This is a genomic window from Streptomyces viridochromogenes DSM 40736, from assembly GCF_000158955.1.
Taxonomy (GTDB): Bacteria; Actinomycetota; Actinomycetes; order Streptomycetales; family Streptomycetaceae; genus Streptomyces; species Streptomyces venetus.
Genome location: NZ_GG657757.1, coordinates 7,120,806 through 7,140,752 on the forward strand (window position 1 = coordinate 7,120,806; position 19,947 = coordinate 7,140,752).

Genomic DNA, 19,947 nt, shown 5'->3' on the forward strand with positions numbered 1-19,947 from the left:
GATCGTAGGAAATCCGCGCTGTTCAAGGCCCGGTCCGTGCATGCCTCACCCGGTTGGCCCAGGCCGGGCGGTACTGGCCTCCCGCCTACCGGTAGACCTTCCCCGGCTCCGCCTTCCCGGGGGCCAGGAGTTGTGGGACCGTCACGAACACGTACCCGCGTTCCTTGAGCGCGTCGATGATGCCCGGAACGGCCGGGACGGTGCCGTCGTAGATGTCGTGCAGCAGGATGATCCCGTCCCGGGACGCCTGGGCGAGGACACGGCGGGTGATGAGGTCCGAGTCGGTCGTCGTGTAGTCCTTCGCGGTCACGCTCCACAGCACCTCGGAGAGGCCGAGTTCGCGGCAGATCTCGTGCACGGTGGCGTCGGTGCGGCCCTGAGGCGGACGCATCAGGGTCGGGCGACGGCCGGTGAGGCGTGCTATCTCCTGATTGGGGCGTTCCAGCTCCTCGCGTATCTCCTCGGGTCTCAGCCGGGTCAGGATCTTGTGGTCCCAGGTGTGGCTGGCCACCTCGTGGCCCTCGTCGGCCATCCGCCGCACCAGCTCCGGGTACTTCTCGATGTGCCGCTTGCCGAGGAGGAAGAAGGTCGCCGGGACCTGCTTCTCCTTCAGGATGTCCAGCAGGCGTGCGGAGTGCTCGCTCGGCCCGGCGTCGAAGGTCAGCGCGATGCACTTGACCTCACGGCAGTCGACGGTGCCGAAACGGGCTGCTTGCAGGTCCGCCGCCGCACGGGCCCGTACGGCGCTCGGAGCCGTGGTCGCGGGCCCCGCGCAACCGCTCAGCACCAGGGTCAAGGCGGCGGTCACCGCGAGCGTCCCGGCCGTTCGGAACGCGATCCCCGTTTTCTTCATCTTCTTGGTCAGAGAAAGCATGCCGGGACTATACACAGAGTGTATACGCTCACTTCATAGTGTTTTCGGCCCTTTCGTCGGGCTACTCGCGCCGGGGCGCGCGGAGCGGCGAGTGCGGCGAGTGGGGCGAGTGCGGGGAGAGCCTCGTGACATGACAATTGGGTGTATGTCCCAGTAGTCGGCGCCAAGTGTTTGAGACAGCTGCGTCGCGGCACTCGGCTGCACCGAAGTCCCCCACCCGACTCCGGGACGGAGCACCTCCCCCATGCGCATCCTCGGAACCAACGCCCTCTTCCATGACCCTGCCGCCACCCTCGTGGTCGACGGCAGGACGGTGGCGGCCGCCGAGGAGATCGGGCCGTACGCGGTCCGCCGGAGGAGGGCGTTCGCGGGAGGGAGGACCGCCGCATGACCTCGTACGCCGTCGTGATCCCCACCCTCGTACGGGACACCCTCGCCGACTGCCTCGCGGCGCTGGCCGCCGCGACCGGGCCGCGCCCCGAGGAGATCGTCCTCGTCGACGACCGGCCCGACCCCGAACCGGACGGGCTGCAGCACCCGTTGAGCGTCCTCGGCGATCTGCGGGAGCGCACCACGGTGCTGGGCGGCGGCGGTCGTGGGCCCGCCGCCGCCCGCAACACCGGACTGCGCGCCGTGACCGCACCGTGGACCGTGTTCCTCGACGACGACGTCCAGGTCGGACCCCACTGGTGCGGGCAACTGGCAGAGGACCTCGCCGAGGCGTCCCCCGACATCGCGGGCGTCCAGGGCGTCATCGCCGTCCCCCTGCCCGGCGAACGCCGCCCCACCGACTGGGAGCGCGGCACCGCCGGACTCGCCCGGGCCCACTGGATCACCGCCGACATGGCCTACCGCACGGAGGCCCTCAAGCAGGTCGGCGGTTTCGACGAACGGTTCCGGCGCGCCTTCCGCGAGGACGCCGACCTCGCGCTGCGCGTCCTCGACGAGGGCTGGCGCATCCGGCAGGGCCGCCGCACCACCCGCCACCCCGTGCCCCCCGCCTCCCGCTGGGCGTCCGTGCGCCAGCAGCGCGGCAACGCCGACGACGCCCTCATGCGGCACCTGCACGGACCCGACTGGTGGGACAAGGCAGTCGCGCCACGCGGCCGGATCCGCACCCACGCGGCGATCACCACCGCCGGCGTCGCCGCCTGCGCCCTCGCCGCCACCGGACACGGCCGGGCCGCCACGGCCTGCGCGCTCGGCTGGGCGGCCGGCACGGCCGAGTTCGCCCGGGCCCGCATCACTCCCGGCCCCCGCACCCGCCACGAGGTGACGACCATGCTCGCGACCAGCGTGCTCATCCCGCCCGCCGCGACCTGGCACCGGCTGACCGGCGCCCTGCGCCACCGTCACGCCGCCCCCTGGCAGGAGATGGCGCGATGAGCCCGGTCAAGGCCGTGCTGTTCGACCGCGACGGCACGCTCGTCGAGGACGTCCCCCACAACGCCGACCCCGACCGCGTACGCCCCGTCGAGGGCGCCCGCGAGGCGCTCGCTCTGCTCCGCGCCCGCGGCATCCGCACCGGCGTCGTCACCAACCAGTCCGGCGTCGCACGTGGACTGCTCACCGAGGCCGACGTCCGCCGCGTCAACCACCGCGTCGACGAACTCCTCGGCCCCTTCGACGTGTTCGCCATGTGCCCGCACGGCCCCGACGAGGGTTGCCACTGCCGCACACCACAGCCCGGCATGGTGCTGTGGGCGGCCGGGCGGATCTGCACCGGCCCCGCCGACCTTGTCGTCATCGGCGACATCGGCGCCGACGTGGAGGCCGCCCACCGGGCCGGCGCCCACGGCATCCTCGTCCCCACCGCGCGCACCCGCCCCGACGAGACCGCGAGCGCGGACCATGTGGCACCCGACCTGCTGACCGCTGTCCGCGCCGTACTGGACGGACCGCCGAAGGGCCGCGTCCTCGCCGACGAACGTCCCATACGGGAGGCCTACGCGACCGGCCCGGCCCCGGGCGGAGTCAGCTGAGACCCCTCGTCACCCGGCTCACCGGCTCCGGCGACATCCTGCTTGCCGGGCCCGCCGTCCACCGCCGTCCTGGTCTCCGACTACGACCGCGTCACGGCGGCTGCCCTCCTTGATCCTCGCCGCCCGCCCGCAGCTGGTCCGGGACCCGCACCCACGCTGCGGGCCGCCGGTGCCCGGCACCCAGCCACCCATGCTGCGGGCCGCCGGTGCCCGGCACCCGGCCGGTGCCTCCGGCCCGGTGCCCGGCACCCGGCCGGTGCCTCCGGCTGAGATGGAGGCCCACGGCCTCGCCTCGCGGGACGGCACCCCGCGCCGGGAGCTGCGTGCCGCCGCCCACAGCGCCGCCACCGTCGTACGGCACCGGCGTGCCGCGGCCGTCGCGGTCACCCTCGGCGCCCGCGATGCCCTGCCGTCCTGGTGGCCGAGGGCGCCGTGGCCCGCCGCGAGTGGGTCCGTCGCCGTGGGCGGGGCGGCGGCACCGAGCGCGGACGCCGAACCGGCACCGCCGCCCGACGATGACGACCCGTACCTCGTGGCCCGGCTCGCCCAGCAGGCCGGCCTGCCCGACGCCGACGGGTTCGGCGGCGGTCCGCCCTTGGGTCTGCCGGCCGCCCTCGTCGCCGACGCCCCCATCGTGATCAGCGGCGGTACCGGAGTCGCCCACCTCGCCGTCGCCCACGCCACACGCTCCGTCACCCTCTTCGGCCCGTCCCCGCCGAGCCGGGGGAGCTGGGGCGTGTCGCCCGGTCCGCGCCACCGTGCGCTTCCGGTACGGCCCGGAGGGCGATCCGCGCACCCGCCGGACGACCGACCCGGGACCGACCCGCCACCCTTGCGCATCACCCCGTGGGAAGGCCTGCGCGCCCTCGACGCACCGCCCGGCACCCGGCACCCATGAGGGGCCCGGAAACGCTCAGCTCCCGCACCACCGGCACATCAGTCGGAACCCGGCGAACAGCGTCAGGGGCCACAGCGCCGCGAACGCCCAGATCACACCCGGTTCGGAGGTGACGATCCCGATGACCAGCAGGGCGACCGACACCGCTAGCAGGACCGCCACGGTCCAGACGCGCGGGCGGTAGGAGGCCAGCCGGACGAAGAGGCGGGCGGGATCGGGCAAGCGGCTCACCCGCAGGGTGCGCAGCCGGCGGTCGAGGCGGCGGTCGCGGCGCAGGACGCGTTCCATCTCGTCGAGGATGCGCTGCTCGTGATCGGGAAGTCGGCCGATGGACACGCGGTTCTCCTTCCGGGCAGCCCGACCGTCTCCTCCCGGGGGGACATGCGGCGGGACAGGAAGCGGGGACTGACAAAGCGGGTGCCCCGTGAGGTCCCCGAGCTAACCGGGCACGGCCCGTGCCAGCGCCTCGACGAGCCGGTCCGCGCTGTCCGGCACGATGCCCTCGCGGAACCCGTCGCGGATCTGCCGGGCGGTCACCCGGCCGCCGGTCAGGCACCAGTCCCACCAGCGGTCCAACTGCCGCACGTCCAGCCGCTCGCCGGGCACCAGCGCGGGCCAGCCACAGGCCCGGGCCTGCGCGGTCACCTTCGCCCCGCCGTCGACCGGATCGACGGCCAGCACCGGGGTGCCGACCCGTAGGGCGATGACCAGCCCGTGCAGCCGGTCGGTCACCACGAGGTCCAGCCGGGCCAGCACGGACTGGAGCTGCGCGGGTGTGGCGCTCAGATGCCAGTCGTGGGTGTCGAGCCGGGTCTCCAGCTCCAGGCGGGCGCAGTCCTTCCCGGCCAGCCAGTGCGTCACCTCCTCGGCGACCTGACCGTGCCGCCGCTGCTGCCCGTACTCCTGCTGCCCGTGGCTGAGGATCACCCCGACGACGGGCCGGGCGGGCACGTCCGGGGCACGGGCCGCCAGGTCCTCCACCGGCTCGGTGTCCGGCGCGTCCCGCGGCAGCACCCGGTGGAAGCCGGTCACGGCCGCGCTGCCAGGGTCGATCACCGAGGTGCCGACGGCGATCCGCACCGAGTGCGCGAACCGCCGGTGCAGTTCCTCGACCTGCGGCCCGTGCAGCGGGCCGCACACGAACACCAGGTGGGAGTAGTCCTCCGGCCACAGCCCGTCCAGGTGCAGCGCGTCCGGACGGAAGCCGGGACTCCAGGCGACGTCGTAGGCAATGCCCGTGCCGAGCAGGACGTCCTCCACCCGGCGCAGGGCCAGCACGTCCCCGGCGGTCGCCTCCCCGTCCCGGAAGCTGAACCACCCGGCCAGCAGGACCCTGCGCGGTCGCATGCCGTTGTGTGTGTGCACATGCCCTGAGTGCCCGCCCCACGGGCACGGCAATCAGGGCATTACGCGCATAAGCCTTACGGTCACCGGGAGTAGAAGATGGCGTCCGCCCGGTCGGTCGCCGTGCTCACCGCCTGCACGTTCAGCAGGTACTCCCAGACACACCCGCCGGGTCGGCCAGGCCGGCGCGCCGGTGGAAGGCGAGATCCGGGAGCGGATGAACGAGATCTTCACGTCCTGACGGGCCCAGCTGTCGCGGACGGGCCTCAGTGGGCCTGTGCGCACCGCACCCTGACATCCCGCATCACAAGCCGATCAGCGTCCCGCAGGCCCCGGCAGCCACAGAGGATTACACGGTCGAGGGCTGTCGACATACCCGAATTCAGGCTCCCCGGCAACCCCTCGCCGCTGTGAGGCAGGACTCTTCAGCCGTGTGAAGACCACCGCCCGCGGATCCGGCGTCGAGAGTGCAAGATTCGGGCACCGATGGATGGACGAGCACTCGGCGGGTGTCAGACGGCGAGCGACAGATGAGGAGAGAGGCAGACGATGGTCCCAGCGGAACCGGAACCCCAGCGGATCGGCGTACCCGCCGAGTCCACTGCGGGCGAGACCAGGGTGGCGGCCACGCCGGCCACCGTGGGGAGACTCGTCGCACTCGGATACGACGTGGTGGTCGAACCGGGGGCGGGAGCCTCGTCCCGCTTCTCGGACGCGGCCTACGAGGAGGCGGGCGCCCGGCTCGGCGACCCGTGGGCGGCGGAGATCGTACTCAAGGTCAACGGCCCCTCCGGCGAGGAGATCGCCCGGCTGCGGGACGGAGCGACGCTGATCGCGTTGATCAGCCCCGCCCTCAACCCGGAGCTGGTCGAGGACCTCGCACGGCGGCCGATCACGGTCCTCGCCATGGACGCCGTCCCGCGCATCTCGCGCGCCCAGTCCCTGGACGTGCTCAGCTCGATGGCGAACATCGCCGGATACCGGGCCGTGGTCGAGGCGGCGCACGCCTTCGGCCGTTTCTTCACCGGCCAGGTGACCGCAGCCGGCAAGGTGCCGCCCGCCAAGGTGCTGGTGGCCGGTGCGGGCGTCGCCGGACTCGCGGCGATCGGAGCGGCCCGCAGCCTCGGCGCCGTGGTCCGCGCCACCGACCCCCGGCCCGAGGTCGCCGAGCAGGTGCGCTCGCTGGGCGGGGAGTTCCTGACGGTCACCGCCGAGCAGGAGGTGAGCACCGACGGCTACGCCAAGGCCACCTCGGACGACTACAACCGGCTCGCCGCGCAGCTGTACGCCGAGCAGGCCGCCGACGTCGACATCATCGTCACCACCGCGCTCATCCCCGGGCGGCCCGCGCCGCGGCTGATCACCGCCGAGGACGTCGCGCGGATGAAGCCCGGCAGCGTGATCGTCGACATGGCCGCCGCCCAGGGCGGCAACGTCGAGGGCACGGTCGCCGGCAAGGCGGTCGTCACCGACAACGACGTGACGATCATCGGCTACACCGACCTGCCCGGCAGGCTCCCCGCCCAGGCCTCGCAGCTGTACGGCACCAACATCGTCAACCTGATGAAGCTGCTCACCCCGGGCAAGGACGGCCGGCTCGTCCTCGACTTCGACGACGTCGTACAGCGGTCGATGACCGTGGTCCGCGACGGCGAGAAGACCTGGCCGCCGCCCCCGGTCCAGGTGTCCGCCGCGCCCGCGCCGGCGCCCGCCGCGGCCCCGGAAGCCGCCCCGGCCGCGGACACCCCGGCCAAGCCCGCGCGCCCCGCGTGGTCCTCCTACGCCCTGGTCGGCGCCGGAGCGCTCGCGCTGTTCCTGGTGACCGCCTTCTCGCCGAGCGAACTCATCGGCCACTTCACGGTCTTCGTCCTGGCGATCGTCATCGGCTTCTACGTCATCGGCAACGTGCACCACGCGCTGCACACCCCGCTGATGTCGGTCACCAACGCCATCTCCGGGATCGTCGTGGTCGGCGCGCTGCTGCAGATCGGGCACGGGAACACCGCCGTCACCGTGCTGTCGTTCGCCGCGATCCTGCTGGCGAGCATCAACATCTTCGGCGGATTCGCCGTCACCCGCCGCATGCTCGGCATGTTCTCGAAGGGCTGATCACGGATGAGCACAGTCACGGCCTCAGAAGCCGCCTACGTCGTCGCCGCGTTGCTGTTCATCCTCAGCCTCGCCGGGCTCTCGCAGCACCGGACGTCCCGCTCGGGAGTCGTCTGGGGCATCGCGGGCATGGTCATCGCCCTGGCCGCCACCGTCGGGCTCGCCTCCCGGAGCCTCACCGCCACCGGCCTCGTACTGATCGTCCTCGCCACCGCCGTCGGCGGCGGCGTAGGACTGTGGCGGGCCCGGGTCGTCGAGATGACCGGCATGCCCGAGCTGATCGCCATCATGCACAGCCTCGTCGGCCTCGCCGCCGCGCTCGTCGGCTGGAACGGCTACCTCGACGTCGACGCCGAGCTCAGCGGTTCGCTCCTGGGCATCCACCACGCCGAGGTGTTCATCGGGGTGTTCATCGGCGCCGTCACCTTCACCGGGTCCGTCGTCGCGTACCTGAAGCTCTCGGCGCGCATCAACTCCCGCCCGCTCACGCTGCCAGGCAAGCACGTCCTCAACGTGGGCGCCCTGGTCGCCTTCGTCGCGCTCACCGTCGCGTTCGTGGCCAGCCCGAACATGGGGCTGCTCATCGCGGTCACCGTGGTCGCGCTCGCCCTCGGCGCGCACCTGGTCGCCTCCATCGGCGGCGGGGACATGCCGGTGGTCGTCTCCATGCTCAACAGCTACTCCGGCTGGGCCGCGGCCGCCTCGGGCTTCCTGCTCGCCAACAACCTGCTCATCGTCACCGGCGCGCTGGTGGGCTCCTCCGGTGCCTACCTGTCGTACATCATGTGCAAGGCGATGAACCGCTCCTTCATCTCGGTGATCGCGGGCGGCTTCGGCACCCCCGCGGCGGCGGCCGAGGAGGGCGAGCAGGGGGAGCACCGCGAGATCAGCGCGGAGGACACCGCGGAGCTGCTCCGCGACGCCTCCTCTGTGATCATCACGCCGGGCTACGGGATGGCGGTCGCCCAGGCCCAGTACCCCGTCGCCGAACTGGCGCGGAAGCTGCGCGAGCGGGGCGTCGAGGTGCGCTTCGGCATCCACCCCGTCGCCGGCCGGCTGCCCGGGCACATGAACGTGCTGCTCGCCGAGGCGAACGTGCCGTACGACATCGTCCTCGAAATGGACGAGATCAACGACGACTTCGCCGCCACCTCGGTCGTCCTCGTCATCGGCGCCAACGACACCGTCAACCCGGCCGCCACCGACAACCCTTCCAGCCCCATCGCGGGCATGCCCGTGCTGCACGTGTGGGAGGCCGCCAACGTGGTCGTGTTCAAGCGGTCGATGGCCGCCGGGTACGCCGGTGTGCAGAACCCGCTGTTCTTCCGGGACAACAGCCAGATGCTCTTCGGCGACGCCAAGCAGCGCGTCGAGGACATCCTGCGTGCCCTCGACTCCCTGGACGCGCCGGTCCCGGCGATGGCCGGCACGTCGCGCTGAACCACCGTGCATAGTCGCCGGGGACGCCGTTGCCGCTGAGGGCGGGGACGGCGTCCCCGGCGTTGGGCGAGGGAGCCCGGCGAACTCGGCTGCCTCTGCGCACCCGGCTGGTCCTCCGGGGCGACGGCGAGATCCGCCGGGACAGCGAGCACACCGCCCTCAAGACCCCGCCCAAGCGGCGGGCCCGCGCCTCGGCTGTTCGGCCAGAACCCCGGGTGGTTCCGGCGCGGGCCCTCGGCCGTTCGGACGATGACCCGCCGACGGGCGTACGAGAAAAAGGCCGGCCCGGCACCGTGGGTGCCGAGCCGGCCTTTGTGTGAGGCCTGGGTGCCGGTCAGTCCGTGCCCGACTCCATCGCGGCGCGGTCCAGCCACGCGTCCTCGTCCGAGACCTCGCCGCGGGAGGCGATGACCTCGGCGCCGCCCTGCGGCAGTTCCGGCATGGTGCCGATCAGCCCGGTCGCGGCCGCCTGCGAGGCGCCGACGGTGGGGCTGCCGGTGCCGATCAGGCCGATGCCGGCGTACTGCTCCAGCTTGGCGCGGGAGTCGGCGATGTCGAGGTTGCGCATGGTGAGCTGGCCGATCCGGTCCACCGGGCCGAAGGCGGAGTCCTCGGTGCGCTCCATGGACAGCTTGTCCGGGTGGTAGCTGAACGCCGGGCCGGTCGTGTCGAGGATCGAGTAGTCCTCACCGCGCCGCAGCCGCAGCGTGACCTCGCCGGTGACGGCGGCGCCGACCCAGCGCTGGAGCGACTCGCGGATCATCAGCGCCTGCGGGTCCAGCCAGCGGCCCTCGTACATCAGCCGGCCGAGCCGCCGCCCCTCGCTGTGGTACTGGGCGAGGGTGTCCTCGTTGTGGATCGCGTTGACCAGGCGCTCGTACGCGGCGTGCAGCAGGGCCATGCCCGGGGCCTCGTAGATGCCGCGGCTCTTGGCCTCGATGATCCGGTTCTCGATCTGGTCCGACATGCCCAGGCCGTGCCGCCCGCCGATGGCGTTGGCCTCCATGACCAGGTCGACGGGGGAGGCGAACTCCTTGCCGTTGACCGACACCGGGCGGCCCTCGGCGAAGCCGATCGTCACGTCCTCGGTGGCGATCTCGACCTCGGGGTCCCAGAACCGCACGCCCATGATCGGCTCGACGGTCTCGACGCCGGTGTCCAGGTGCTCCAGCGTCTTGGCCTCGTGGGTGGCGCCCCAGATGTTGGCGTCGGTGGAGTACGCCTTCTCCGCGCTGTCGCGGTAGGGCAGCCCGTGCGCGACCAGCCACTCGGACATCTCCTTGCGGCCGCCGAGTTCGGTGACGAAGGCCGCGTCCAGCCAGGGCTTGTAGATCCGCAGGTGCGGGTTGGCGAGCAGGCCGTAGCGGTAGAACCGCTCGATGTCGTTGCCCTTGAAGGTCGAGCCGTCGCCCCAGATCTGGACGTCGTCCTCGAGCATCGCCCGGACCAGCAGCGTGCCGGTGACGGCACGGCCGAGCGGCGTGGTGTTGAAGTACGCCCGCCCGCCCGAACGGATGTGGAACGCGCCGCAGGTCAGCGCGGCCAGGCCCTCCTCGACCAGCGCCGCACGGCAGTCGACCAGACGCGCGATCTCGGCACCGTAGGTCTTCGCGCGGCCGGGCACCGAGGCGATGTCGGGCTCGTCGTACTGGCCGATGTCGGCGGTGTAGGTGCAGGGGACGGCACCCTTGTCGCGCATCCACGCGACCGCGACGGACGTGTCGAGACCGCCCGAGAAGGCGATGCCGACGCGCTCGCCGGCGGGCAGGGAGGTGAGGACCTTGGACATGGGAAGAGTATGTATTGCCACGCATAATCATGCAAGTCGCCGTGCATGAATCCCGCCCCGTGAGACCAGCCGTCCCGGTTGTACCTTTTGCGGGAGGCCCGGGAGGCGCCAGGTTCAGGAAGCGTCCGGCTCCGGGCTCCCGAGCGCCCCCAGGATCCGCTCGGCCGCCAGGGTCGGCGTCAACCCACCCTCCCGGACCCGCTGTTCGAGCACCGGCGCGAGAGCCCGTACCGCCGGATCGGCCTGGAGCCGGCCCAGGAGCTCGTCGCGGACCATGGTCCAGGTCCAGTCGACCTGCTGGTCGCGGCGCTTGGCGGTGAGTCGGCCGGTGGAGTCGAGCAGGGTGCGGTGCTGCTCCAGACGCTCCCACACGGTGTCCAGACCGGCCGACTCCCGGGCGCTGCAGCTGAGCACGGGCGGCGTCCAGAAGGCGTCCTTGCCGTGCATCAGCCGCAGCGCGCCCGCCAGTTCGCGGGCGGCGGCGCGGGCGTCGCGCTCGTGCGGCCCGTCCGCCTTGTTCACGGCGATCACGTCCGCCAGTTCGAGGACGCCCTTCTTGATGCCCTGGAGCTGGTCGCCGGTGCGGGCGAGGGTGAGCAGCAGGAAGGAGTCGACCATGTTGGCCACGGCCGTCTCGGACTGGCCGACACCGACCGTCTCCACCAGGATCACGTCGTAGCCGGCCGCCTCCATCACCACGATCGACTCGCGGGTGGCCTTGGCGACCCCGCCCAGCGTGCCCGCGGTGGGGGAGGGCCGGACGAAGGCCGCCGGGTCGACGGCCAGCCGTTCCATCCGCGTCTTGTCGCCGAGGATCGAGCCGCCGGTACGGCTGGAGGACGGGTCGACGGCGAGCACCGCCACCCGGTGCCCGAGCCCCGTCAGCATCGTGCCGAACGCGTCGATGAACGTGGACTTGCCCACGCCCGGCACCCCGCTGACGCCGATCCGCCGGGCCCGCCCGCTGTGCGGCAGCAGCTCGGTCAGCAGCCGCTGGGCCAGCTCCCGGTGCTGGGGGCGGGTGGACTCGACGAGCGTGATGGCGCGGGCGACGATCGCCCGCTTCCCGTCGAGGACACCCTTCACATACGCGTCGACATCGATCACAGGTCGTGCCCGAGGCCGTCCGACAGCCGCCTGACCAGGTCGTACGCCGCGTCCGGGATCACCGTCCCGGGCGGGAAGACCGCCGCCGCGCCCATCTGAAGCAGCGTCGGCACGTCCTGCGGCGGGATCACCCCGCCGACCACGATCATGATGTCCTCGCGCCCCTCCTCGGCCAGCTGCTCCTTGAGCGCCGGGACGAGGGTGAGGTGACCGGCCGCCAGCGACGAGACACCGACGATGTGCACATCCGCCTCGACGGCCTGCCGGGCCACCTCGGCGGGCGTCTGGAACAGCGGGCCGACGTCCACGTCGAAGCCGAGGTCGGCGAAGGCGGTGGCGATCACCTTCTGGCCGCGGTCGTGGCCGTCCTGGCCCATCTTCGCGACCAGGATGCGCGGGCGGCGGCCCTCGGCCTCCTCGAAGTCGGAGACCAGCGCTCGGGTGCGGTCCACGGACGGGGACTCCCCTGCTTCGTTGCGGTACACGCCGGAGATCGTACGGATCTGGCTCGCGTGCCGGCCGTACGCCTTCTCCAGGGCGTCGGAGATCTCCCCGACGGTGGCCTTCGCGCGGGCGGCGTGCACCGCCAGCTCCAGCAGGTTGCCCTCGCCGCCGGCGGCCCGGGTCAGCGCGTCCAGCGCGTCCTGGCAGGCCCGCTCGTCACGCTCCGCCCGCAGCCGCCGCAGCTTCTCGATCTGCTGCGCCCGCACGGAGGAGTTGTCGACCTTGAGGACGTCGATCTGCTCGTCGCTGTCCACCCGGTACTTGTTGACGCCGATCACCGGCTGCCGGCCCGAGTCGATCCGGGCCTGGGTACGGGCCGCGGCCTCCTCGATGCGCAGCTTCGGGATGCCCGCGTCGATGGCCTTGGCCATACCGCCCGCGGCCTCGACCTCCTCGATGTGCTGCCACGCCCGCCGGGCCAGGTCGTACGTCAGTTTCTCCACGTACGCGCTGCCGCCCCACGGGTCGATCACCCGGGTCGTGCCGGACTCCTGCTGGAGCAGCAGCTGCGTGTTGCGGGCGATGCGCGCCGAGAAGTCGGTCGGCAGGGCCAGCGCCTCGTCGAGGGCGTTGGTGTGCAGCGACTGCGTGTGTCCCTGCGTCGCCGCCATGGCCTCGACACAGGTACGCGTCACGTTGTTGAACACGTCCTGCGCGGTCAGCGACCACCCCGAGGTCTGCGAATGGGTGCGCAGGGACAGCGACTTGGCGTTCTTCGGGTCGAACTGCCGCACCAGCTTCGCCCACAGCAGGCGCGCCGCGCGCAGCTTGGCGACCTCCATGAAGAAGTTCATGCCGATCGCCCAGAAGAACGACAGCCGGGGCGCGAACGCGTCCACGTCCAGGCCGGCTTCACGGCCGGCGCGGATGTACTCGACACCGTCCGCGAGCGTGTAGGCCAGCTCCAGATCGGCCGTCGCACCGGCCTCCTGGATGTGGTAGCCGGAGATGGAGATCGAGTTGTAGCGCGGCATCCGCTGCGAGGTGTACGCGAAGATGTCGGAGATGATCCGCATCGAGGGCTTCGGCGGATAGATGTAGGTGTTGCGGACCATGAACTCCTTGAGGATGTCGTTCTGGATGGTCCCCGCCAGCTTCTCCGGCGGTACGCCCTGTTCCTCCGCCGCCACGATGTACAGCGCCAGCACCGGCAGCACGGCGCCGTTCATCGTCATCGACACCGTCATCCTGTCGAGGGGAATCCCGTCGAACAGCTGCCGCATGTCGTAGATCGAGTCGATCGCCACGCCCGCCATGCCGACGTCACCCGTCACCCGCGGGTGGTCGCTGTCGTAACCCCGGTGCGTGGGCAGGTCGAAGGCGACCGACAGGCCCTTCTGCCCGGCCGCGAGGTTGCGCCGGTAGAAGGCGTTCGACTCCTCGGCCGTGGAGAATCCCGCGTACTGGCGGATCGTCCAGGGCTGGTTGACGTACATGGTCGGATACGGGCCGCGCAGATACGGGGCCGCGCCCGGATACGTGTCCAGGAAGTCCAGGCCCTCCAGGTCACGGCCGGTGTACAGCGGCTTGACCGCGATGCCCTCCGGGGTCTCCCAGAGCAGGTCGTCCCCGCCGGTCGCGTTCTTGACGGCCGTACGCCACTCGTCGGGGCCGCCGCCGGAGTCCGGGGTCCCCAGCTCGATCCCGGAGAAGTCGGGGATTCCCATCAGGACACTCCCATGCGGTCGAGGGTGGCGGACAGCACGGCGACGGCGTCACAGCCCGCGAAGACGTACGAGTCGACACCGGCGTGGTCACCGGGCCGCCCGGCGAGGAGCACGTGCGAGGCGCCGGCGGCCTTCAGGGCACCGGCGGTGGCCTCGGCCTGCTCCTCGTACACCGCGTCGCTGGAGCACAGCACGGCCTCCGCCGCGCCGCTCTCCTCGAAGGCGCCCTCCGTGACGGGCTCGATGCCGCCCGCCTGGAAGAGGTTCGAGGCGAAGGTGAGGCGCGCGGTGTGGGCGGCGGCCGGGCCGAGCGCGGCCAGGAAGATCCGGGGCCGGGAGCCGGTCGCGGTGAGGTGGGCGTCGGAGCGGGCGCGCAGCGCCTCGTACGCCTCGTCGCGGCGCACCCGCGGCAGCCCGCCGGACGGCGGCTCGGGTGCGGGGTCGCGGACCACCGGCTTCTCCGCGAGGTGGGGGAACTCGCTGACACCGGTGACGGGTTCGCGCCTCTTGGCCAGCCTCCCGCTGCGCGCCTGCCAGGTGTCGGCGAGGTCCTGCGCGAGGTCGCCCGACCGCAGGGCGGCGGCCATGCCGCCGAGCCGCTCGATCCGCTGGAAGAACTCCCAGCCCGCGTGGGCGAGTTCATCGGTGAGCCGCTCCGCGTACCAGGAGCCGCCCGCCGGGTCGATGACCCGGGACAGGTGCGACTCCTCGATGAGGATCGTGGAGGTGTTGCGGGCGATCCGCCGCGCGAACGCGTCCGGCAGGCCGAGGGCGTGGTCGAAGGGCAGCACGGTGACCGCGTCGGCCCCGCCCGCCCCGGCGGCCAGCGTGGCGATGGTCGTCCGCAGCATGTTCACCCACGGGTCCCGGCGCGTCATCATCACCGGCGACGTCACGACGTGCTGGAGCTGCGCCCCCGCGCGCGGCGCTCCGCACACCTCGGCCACCCGCGCCCACAGCCGGCGGGCGGCCCGCAGCTTGGCGATCGTCAGGAACTGGTCGGCGGTCGCCGCGTACCGGAACTCCAGCTGCGCACAGGCCTGTTCGACGCTCAGGCCGGCCTCGGCCAGCTCCCGCAGATACGCCACGGCCGTGGCCAGCGAGCAGCCCAGCTCCTGGGCGGCCGAACCACCGGCCTCGTGGTACGGCAGCGCGTCCACGGTCAGTGCCCGCAGGCCCGGGTACTCCTCGGCGCACTGCCGCGCGAGACCGGCTGCCGGAGCGAAGTCGCCCCGCTGCCCGCTCCGGGCCTCCTGACCCAGCGGGTCCGCGCCCAGGTTGCCGCGTGCCGCGTCCCGGGCGACACCGCGCTCCTCGTACAGCCGCAGCAACGCCTGTGCGGCGGGCTCGGTGTCGGACCCGGCGTCCAGGACGACGGACACGAGGTCGAGATAGACACCGTCGAGGACCCGGCCGAGCTCCGGCACGGGGATGCCGGAGTCGCCGACGCCCAGCCACAGGGAGGTGACGCCGTTCTCCAGATCCGCCAGCACCGGTTCGCCGTCGGCCACCGTGTGCCGCTGCCGTACGTCCCAGCCGCCGAGGGTGTTCCCTTCGGGACGGCCGCCGCGCACAAAGGGCGCGAACCCGGGCAGGCCCGGCTCGGGCGCGGAGTCGCGGGCGGTGTAGAGGGGGCGGGTGCGCAGCCCGTCCTCCAGCGCGGTGGACAGGGCTTCCTCGGCTTCGGCGCCCTCCACGTCCTTGCCCGACTTGCGCAGCACACCCGCCACAAGGCGCTGCCACTGCTCGTGGGGCACATCAGGGAACTCGCCGGCCAGCTCAAGCCCGTCGTCAGGCAGGACCGTCATGCTCGGATGCTAGGTCATGGACTCGAAGGAGCAGCAGTGGGCGAAGCTGTGACCTTGCCCTCGCCGTGACTGTGGTCTGCCTCATCCGCCTGATTCCGCGCGGGGCGTGAAGTCGGTTTCCTTCGCCGTGATGATCCGGGCGCCCATGTTGCGTTCCATCATCTCCAGGGCGGCGGACGCCAGATGGGGATGGATCGAGGCGACGGCGTCCTTCGGCACCGTGACGCCCAGGTGCCGGATGTGCGCGTCGAGAGCGGAGTAGAGGACGCACTGCTCGGTGACCTGGCCGGTCAGCACCACGTGTCCGACGCCCAGGCTCCACAGGAGGTAGGCCAGGGGCGTCTCGAAGAAGACCGAGTGGCGGGCCTTCAGTACGAAGAGCGACTCGTCGTCGGGTCGTATCGGCTCGATCAGGTCGGCGTGCGGCCGGCTCAGCGCCGCGTCCAGCAACTCTCCGTGATGTGAGCGCCACAGCCCGAAGTTGTCGTTCACGTAGATCACGGGAGCGTCCGCCTCGCGGGCTCGGTCGATCAGCTCCGCCAGCACGGGCACGACCTCCCCCACGGACGGCACGAGGAGTTCGGCGTCCTCGTGGTCGTAGGTGTTGATCATGTCGATCACGATCAGAGCCGACCGCGCCGGGTCCGCCCGCCGTTCCATGGGGTCTCCCGAGTGGAGCGTGTGGTGCTTGAGGTGCAGGTGGAGCGTTTGGTGCGAGTTCCGGGGGCGCACCGCCGAGTACCCGGGGGCGTGGTGGGTGTAACAAGGGGGCGCGCAGGTGCCGGCCCTAGCCCTCCCGCGCCCAGGGTCGCAGCTTCTCCGGGTTGCGGACCGCCCAGATACGGGTGACGTGCCCGTCGGAGACGTCGAACGAGGCCACCGTCATCACGACCCCGGCCCGCTGGGCCACGAGGCCCGGCACGCCGTTGACCGACCGTTCCAGGAGTTCGAGCCCCGGCGCCTTGTCGGCGATGGCGGCCATGTACTGGGCGATGCGCACGCCGCCCTCGACCGGGCGCAGGGCGGTGCCGACCATGCCGCCGCCGTCGGCGGTCATCACGGCCGCCGGGTCGAGGAGGCCGACCAGGGTCGCGATGTCCCGGGCCTCCCACGCCTCTTTGACCTTCCGCACCACGTCGGCCCGGCCGGGCCCCGGCACCCGGGCGGGTGCGGCGCTCACCCGCCGCCGGGCGGAGGCCGCCAGCTGCTTGGAGGCCGCGGGGGTCCGGCCGAGAACGCCGGCGATCTCGGCGAACGGGTACCGGAAGACGTCGTGCAGGACGAACGCCACCCGCTCGGCGGGCGTCATCGCCTCCAGGACGACGAGGAAGGCCATGTCCACCGACTCGTTCAGGACGATCTGGTCGGCGGGGTCCGCGGAGCCGGAGGGGCCGGTGGCGCCCGCCCGGCCCCACTCCGTGCGGTCGGGCAGCGGCTCGGGCAGCCACGCGCCGACGTAGCGTTCCCGGCGGGCCCGTGCCGAGCCGAGCCGGTCCAGGCAGATGCGGCTGGTCACCGTCGTCAGCCAGGCGCCGGGGGAGAGGATCTCCACCTGCCGGCTGTGCGGCAGCCCGTACCAGCGTGCGTAGGCATCCTGGACCGCGTCCTCGGCCTCGGTCACCGAACCGAGCAACCGGTAAGCGACGTTGATCAGTTGGCGTCGCTCGCCGGCTGTGCCGTCCATGCCGGCCCCGACCGTTCCCATGCTTCCGGCAGCCCCCTCGCCTTACCTTTCGCAGGCCCGTGTCGTCGGGCTGGTGAGACCTTATCGACCTACTGCCCGAGGGCGGACAAGGGGACAGTGACATGGCCACTCAGGTGACGACGGCGAACGCGCGGCGCGGCTCCTCGTTCCTGCGGATCGCGATCGCCCTCCAGACCCTGACCATCTTTCTTCAGGCGGTCTCCGCCGGGCTGCTGCTGACCTCGTCCTACGGGGAGACGCTGCACAGTGCCGGGGCCCGCGTGATGTACGGGGCGTCGATGCTGTACCTGCTGGCGGCGGTCCTGGCGTGGAAGCCCGGCGGCGGCTCACTCCGCCCCGTCTGGCACGCGTCGGGGTTCCTCGCCCTCGCGTCGGTCCAGGTCGTGCTCGGCATCGCGCACGTCCCGTCGGTCCATCTCCCTCTCGGGGTTCTGATGTTCGGCCTGAGCGTGCTGGCGCTGGTCCGGCGCTGAGGGGCCGGCCGCTCTCCCGCGCTGCCGTCGGTGTTGCTTTTCGTGCCGGTTCATTGCAACGCATCGTTGCGTTCAAATTTCACCCATTGCATCAATTAACCGTTGTCTAGCTGGGAGAAGTGCATTCAGTGGATTGACCATACTGTGAACGCAACGTAGCTTTCCATTGACGTGAAGCACGATGTATCGCGAGATGGGAATGATGATGAGCGACTCCCTCCACACCGTGACGACGCTGCCGACGACCCGTCGGGCCGGCTGCCCCTTCGACCCTCCGGCGGAGCTGCTCGAAGCCCGCGAGCACGGCCCCATCAGCCGCTTCACCCACCCCGGCGGGAAACCCGGCTGGCTGATCACCGGGTACGACCTGGTCCGGTCGGTCCTCGCCGACTCGCGGTTCAGTTCGCGCAAAGAGCTGATGAACGTGGTGGACTTCGAGCTTCCTCCGGCGCCCCCCGGAGAGTTCCTGCTGATGGACGACCCACAGCACCGCCGCTACCGCAAGCCACTGGCGGGGAAGTTCACGGTGCGGCGGATGCGGCTGCTCACCGAGCGCATCGAGCAGATCACCGCCGACTGCCTGGACGCCATGGAGAGAACCGGGCCGCCGGCGGACCTGGTGACCGCGTTCGCCAAGCCCATCCCCACCATCGTCATCTGCGAACTGCTGGGCGTGCCCTACGAGGACCGGGGCTCCTTCCAGGAGCAGATCGACACGTTCATGGGAGGGGAGACGAGCGACGAGGAACTCATCGCGGCCTACACCGCGACCCAGGAGTACCTCGCGAAGCTGGTGGCCGCCAAGCGCGCGCACCCCACCGACGACGTGCTCAGCGAACTCACCGAAAGCGACCTGAACGACGAGGAACTGAAAGGGATCAGCCTGGTCCTGCTGGCCGCCGGCTTCGACACCACCGCGAACATGCTGTCCCTCGGCACCTTCGCGCTGCTGCAGAACCCGGCGCAACTGGCCGCGCTGCGCGCCGATCCCGAGCTCACCGACCAGGCCGTCGAGGAGTTGCTGCGCTACCTGAGCGTCGCCAAGACGTTCATGAGGACGGCACTGGAGGACATCGAGCTGGGCGGCCAGACCATCGAGGCCGGCACGACGGTCGTCCTGTCGTACCACACCGCCAACCGCGACCCCGAGCGCTTCGCCGACCCCCATGTGCTCGACCTGCGCAGGCAGGACACGGGCGGGCACCTGGCCTTCAGCCACGGCATCCACCAGTGCCTGGGGCAGCAACTGGCCCGTGTCGAGATGCGGGTCGCCTTCCGCGCGCTGATCGACCGGTTCCCCACGCTGCGCCTGGCCGTACCGGCCGGGGAAGTCGGCCTGCGCCCAGAGACCGCGGACATCTACGGCGTGAAGAGCCTCCCGGTCACCTGGGACGCCACGTCATAGGGGAGGTCGCTCGATCTCCTGCCGCGCTATGAGCCGGTCGCACCGGCCCTCTGGTTCCCGTCCGGTGACGAGAGGCCGGTGACCGAAGTCGCGGCCAGAACCTGTCCGCAAGCCCCGCTAGCGTGCCTCGTATGACGAACACCAAGCGGAGCGTCACCGGCACTGCGCCCCACCTCGGTACCCGTGCCCTCAACCGCGCCACCCTCGACCGGCAGCTGCTCCTGCGCCCCGCACGGATCTCCGCCGCCGCGGCCGTCGAGCACCTGGTCGGACTCCAGGCGCAGAACGTCAGGCCTCCGTACCTCGCGCTCGCCGCCCGGCTCGACGGTTTCGCCCCCGAGGCGCTGTCCCGGCTGATGGCCGATCGCGAGGCGGTCCGGATCGTCACGATGCGCTCCACCATCCACACCCACACCGCGCACGACTGCCTCACCCTGCGGCCGCTGATGCAGCCCGCCATGGAGCGGGAACTGGCGAACTTCCGCGAAGGTCTCGCCGGTGTCGACGTGGAGCGGCTCGCCGTCCTCGCCCGCGAGCTCGTCGAGGCCGAGCCCCGCACCATGAAACAGTTGCGCGAGGCCCTGCTGCCTGAGTGGCCCGACGCCGATCCGCAGGCATTGGCCGTCGCCGCCCGATGCCGCCTTCCGCTCGTGCAGGTGACCCCGCGCGGGCTGTGGGGCAGGAGCGGGCCGGTCAGTCTGACCACCGCCGAGGACTGGCTCGGCCGTCCCGGCGAACCGGCCGCCACCATCGACGCGGTCGTCCTGCGCTATCTCGCCGCGTTCGGCCCGGCCTCCGTGCGCGACATGCAGACCTGGGCCGGTCTGACCCGCCTGGGCGAC

18 protein-coding genes are annotated in these 19,947 nt (G+C 71.9%); 9 read left to right on the top strand and 9 right to left on the bottom strand.

The window, feature by feature from the left end; all coding sequences use genetic code 11:
* Positions 1 to 85: 85 nt before the first annotated feature.
* Positions 86 to 853 (bottom strand): polysaccharide deacetylase family protein, encoded by a 768-nt coding sequence (locus SSQG_RS31190; RefSeq protein WP_003993937.1) that lies wholly within the window; start codon positions 851 to 853, stop codon positions 86 to 88.
* A gap of 265 nt (positions 854 to 1,118) precedes the next feature.
* Between SSQG_RS31190 and SSQG_RS41550 the strand changes: the two genes are divergently transcribed.
* From SSQG_RS41550 to SSQG_RS43775, 4 genes are all read left to right on the top strand, one after another.
* Positions 1,119 to 1,265 carry a hypothetical protein gene (locus tag SSQG_RS41550; RefSeq protein ID WP_158681150.1) on the top strand — a complete coding sequence of 49 codons (147 nt, stop codon included), beginning with the start codon at positions 1,119 to 1,121 and terminating at the stop codon, positions 1,263 to 1,265.
* On the top strand, positions 1,262 to 2,260 hold the full coding sequence (locus SSQG_RS31195; RefSeq protein WP_003993938.1) for a glycosyltransferase family 2 protein: 999 nt from the start codon (positions 1,262 to 1,264) through the stop codon (positions 2,258 to 2,260). The genes SSQG_RS41550 and SSQG_RS31195 overlap by 4 nt, the downstream gene beginning before the upstream one ends.
* The gene (locus SSQG_RS31200) at positions 2,257 to 2,856 is read left to right on the top strand and encodes a D-glycero-alpha-D-manno-heptose-1,7-bisphosphate 7-phosphatase (RefSeq protein WP_039934018.1); all 600 of its coding nucleotides are present in this window, start codon (positions 2,257 to 2,259) and stop codon (positions 2,854 to 2,856) included. The genes SSQG_RS31195 and SSQG_RS31200 overlap by 4 nt, the downstream gene beginning before the upstream one ends.
* Positions 2,857 to 2,965: 109 nt before the next feature.
* Positions 2,966 to 3,754, top strand: a complete 789-nt coding sequence (locus SSQG_RS43775; protein WP_003993939.1) for a glycosyltransferase family 9 protein — start codon at positions 2,966 to 2,968, stop codon at positions 3,752 to 3,754.
* Between the two features lie 15 nt (positions 3,755 to 3,769).
* On the opposite strand, the gene SSQG_RS31210 is transcribed toward SSQG_RS43775, so the two are convergent.
* Complete coding sequence (locus SSQG_RS31210) at positions 3,770 to 4,090, bottom strand: DUF3040 domain-containing protein (RefSeq protein WP_003993940.1); 321 nt, start codon at positions 4,088 to 4,090, stop codon at positions 3,770 to 3,772.
* A gap of 102 nt (positions 4,091 to 4,192) precedes the next feature.
* A complete protein-coding gene (locus tag SSQG_RS31215) occupies positions 4,193 to 5,101 on the bottom strand; it encodes a polysaccharide pyruvyl transferase family protein (RefSeq protein WP_039934019.1) in 909 nt (302 codons plus the stop codon).
* A 546-nt stretch (positions 5,102 to 5,647) separates the two neighbouring features.
* Here SSQG_RS31215 and SSQG_RS31220 point away from each other — a divergent pair.
* Positions 5,648 to 7,207, top strand: coding sequence for a Re/Si-specific NAD(P)(+) transhydrogenase subunit alpha (locus SSQG_RS31220; protein WP_003993942.1), 1,560 nt, complete (start codon positions 5,648 to 5,650; stop codon positions 7,205 to 7,207).
* A 6-nt stretch (positions 7,208 to 7,213) separates the two neighbouring features.
* Positions 7,214 to 8,647, top strand: coding sequence for a Re/Si-specific NAD(P)(+) transhydrogenase subunit beta (pntB, locus tag SSQG_RS31225; protein ID WP_039934020.1), 1,434 nt, complete (start codon positions 7,214 to 7,216; stop codon positions 8,645 to 8,647).
* Between the two features lie 334 nt (positions 8,648 to 8,981).
* Here the strand turns inward: pntB and argG are convergent, their stop codons facing one another.
* From argG to sigJ, 6 genes are all read right to left on the bottom strand, one after another.
* Positions 8,982 to 10,436, bottom strand: a complete 1,455-nt coding sequence (argG, locus tag SSQG_RS31230) for an argininosuccinate synthase (RefSeq protein ID WP_003993944.1) — start codon at positions 10,434 to 10,436, stop codon at positions 8,982 to 8,984.
* Between the two features lie 114 nt (positions 10,437 to 10,550).
* Entirely contained in the window at positions 10,551 to 11,543 is a 993-nt protein-coding gene (gene meaB, locus SSQG_RS31235; RefSeq protein WP_003993945.1) for a methylmalonyl Co-A mutase-associated GTPase MeaB, read from the bottom strand.
* On the bottom strand, positions 11,540 to 13,714 hold the full coding sequence (scpA, locus tag SSQG_RS31240) for a methylmalonyl-CoA mutase (protein ID WP_039934021.1): 2,175 nt from the start codon (positions 13,712 to 13,714) through the stop codon (positions 11,540 to 11,542). Before scpA ends, meaB begins: the two co-directional genes overlap by 4 nt.
* The gene (locus tag SSQG_RS31245) at positions 13,714 to 15,522 is read right to left on the bottom strand and encodes a methylmalonyl-CoA mutase family protein (RefSeq protein WP_003993947.1); all 1,809 of its coding nucleotides are present in this window, start codon (positions 15,520 to 15,522) and stop codon (positions 13,714 to 13,716) included. The genes scpA and SSQG_RS31245 overlap by 1 nt, the downstream gene beginning before the upstream one ends.
* A gap of 81 nt (positions 15,523 to 15,603) precedes the next feature.
* Positions 15,604 to 16,182, bottom strand: a complete 579-nt coding sequence (locus tag SSQG_RS31250; RefSeq protein WP_003993948.1) for a cysteine hydrolase family protein — start codon at positions 16,180 to 16,182, stop codon at positions 15,604 to 15,606.
* Between the two features lie 127 nt (positions 16,183 to 16,309).
* Positions 16,310 to 17,227, bottom strand: a complete 918-nt coding sequence (gene sigJ, locus SSQG_RS31255) for an RNA polymerase sigma factor SigJ (RefSeq protein ID WP_003993949.1) — start codon at positions 17,225 to 17,227, stop codon at positions 16,310 to 16,312.
* A gap of 101 nt (positions 17,228 to 17,328) precedes the next feature.
* Here sigJ and SSQG_RS31260 point away from each other — a divergent pair, with 101 nt between their 5' ends.
* The 3 genes from SSQG_RS31260 to SSQG_RS31270 form a co-directional block, all read left to right on the top strand.
* Positions 17,329 to 17,700 (top strand): hypothetical protein, encoded by a 372-nt coding sequence (locus SSQG_RS31260; RefSeq protein WP_003993950.1) that lies wholly within the window; start codon positions 17,329 to 17,331, stop codon positions 17,698 to 17,700.
* A 205-nt stretch (positions 17,701 to 17,905) separates the two neighbouring features.
* Positions 17,906 to 19,105, top strand: coding sequence for a cytochrome P450 (locus SSQG_RS31265; protein WP_003993951.1), 1,200 nt, complete (start codon positions 17,906 to 17,908; stop codon positions 19,103 to 19,105).
* A gap of 131 nt (positions 19,106 to 19,236) precedes the next feature.
* Positions 19,237 to 19,947, top strand: a 711-nt coding sequence (locus tag SSQG_RS31270) for a winged helix DNA-binding domain-containing protein (protein WP_039934023.1), incomplete at its 3' end; no start/stop codon positions are given.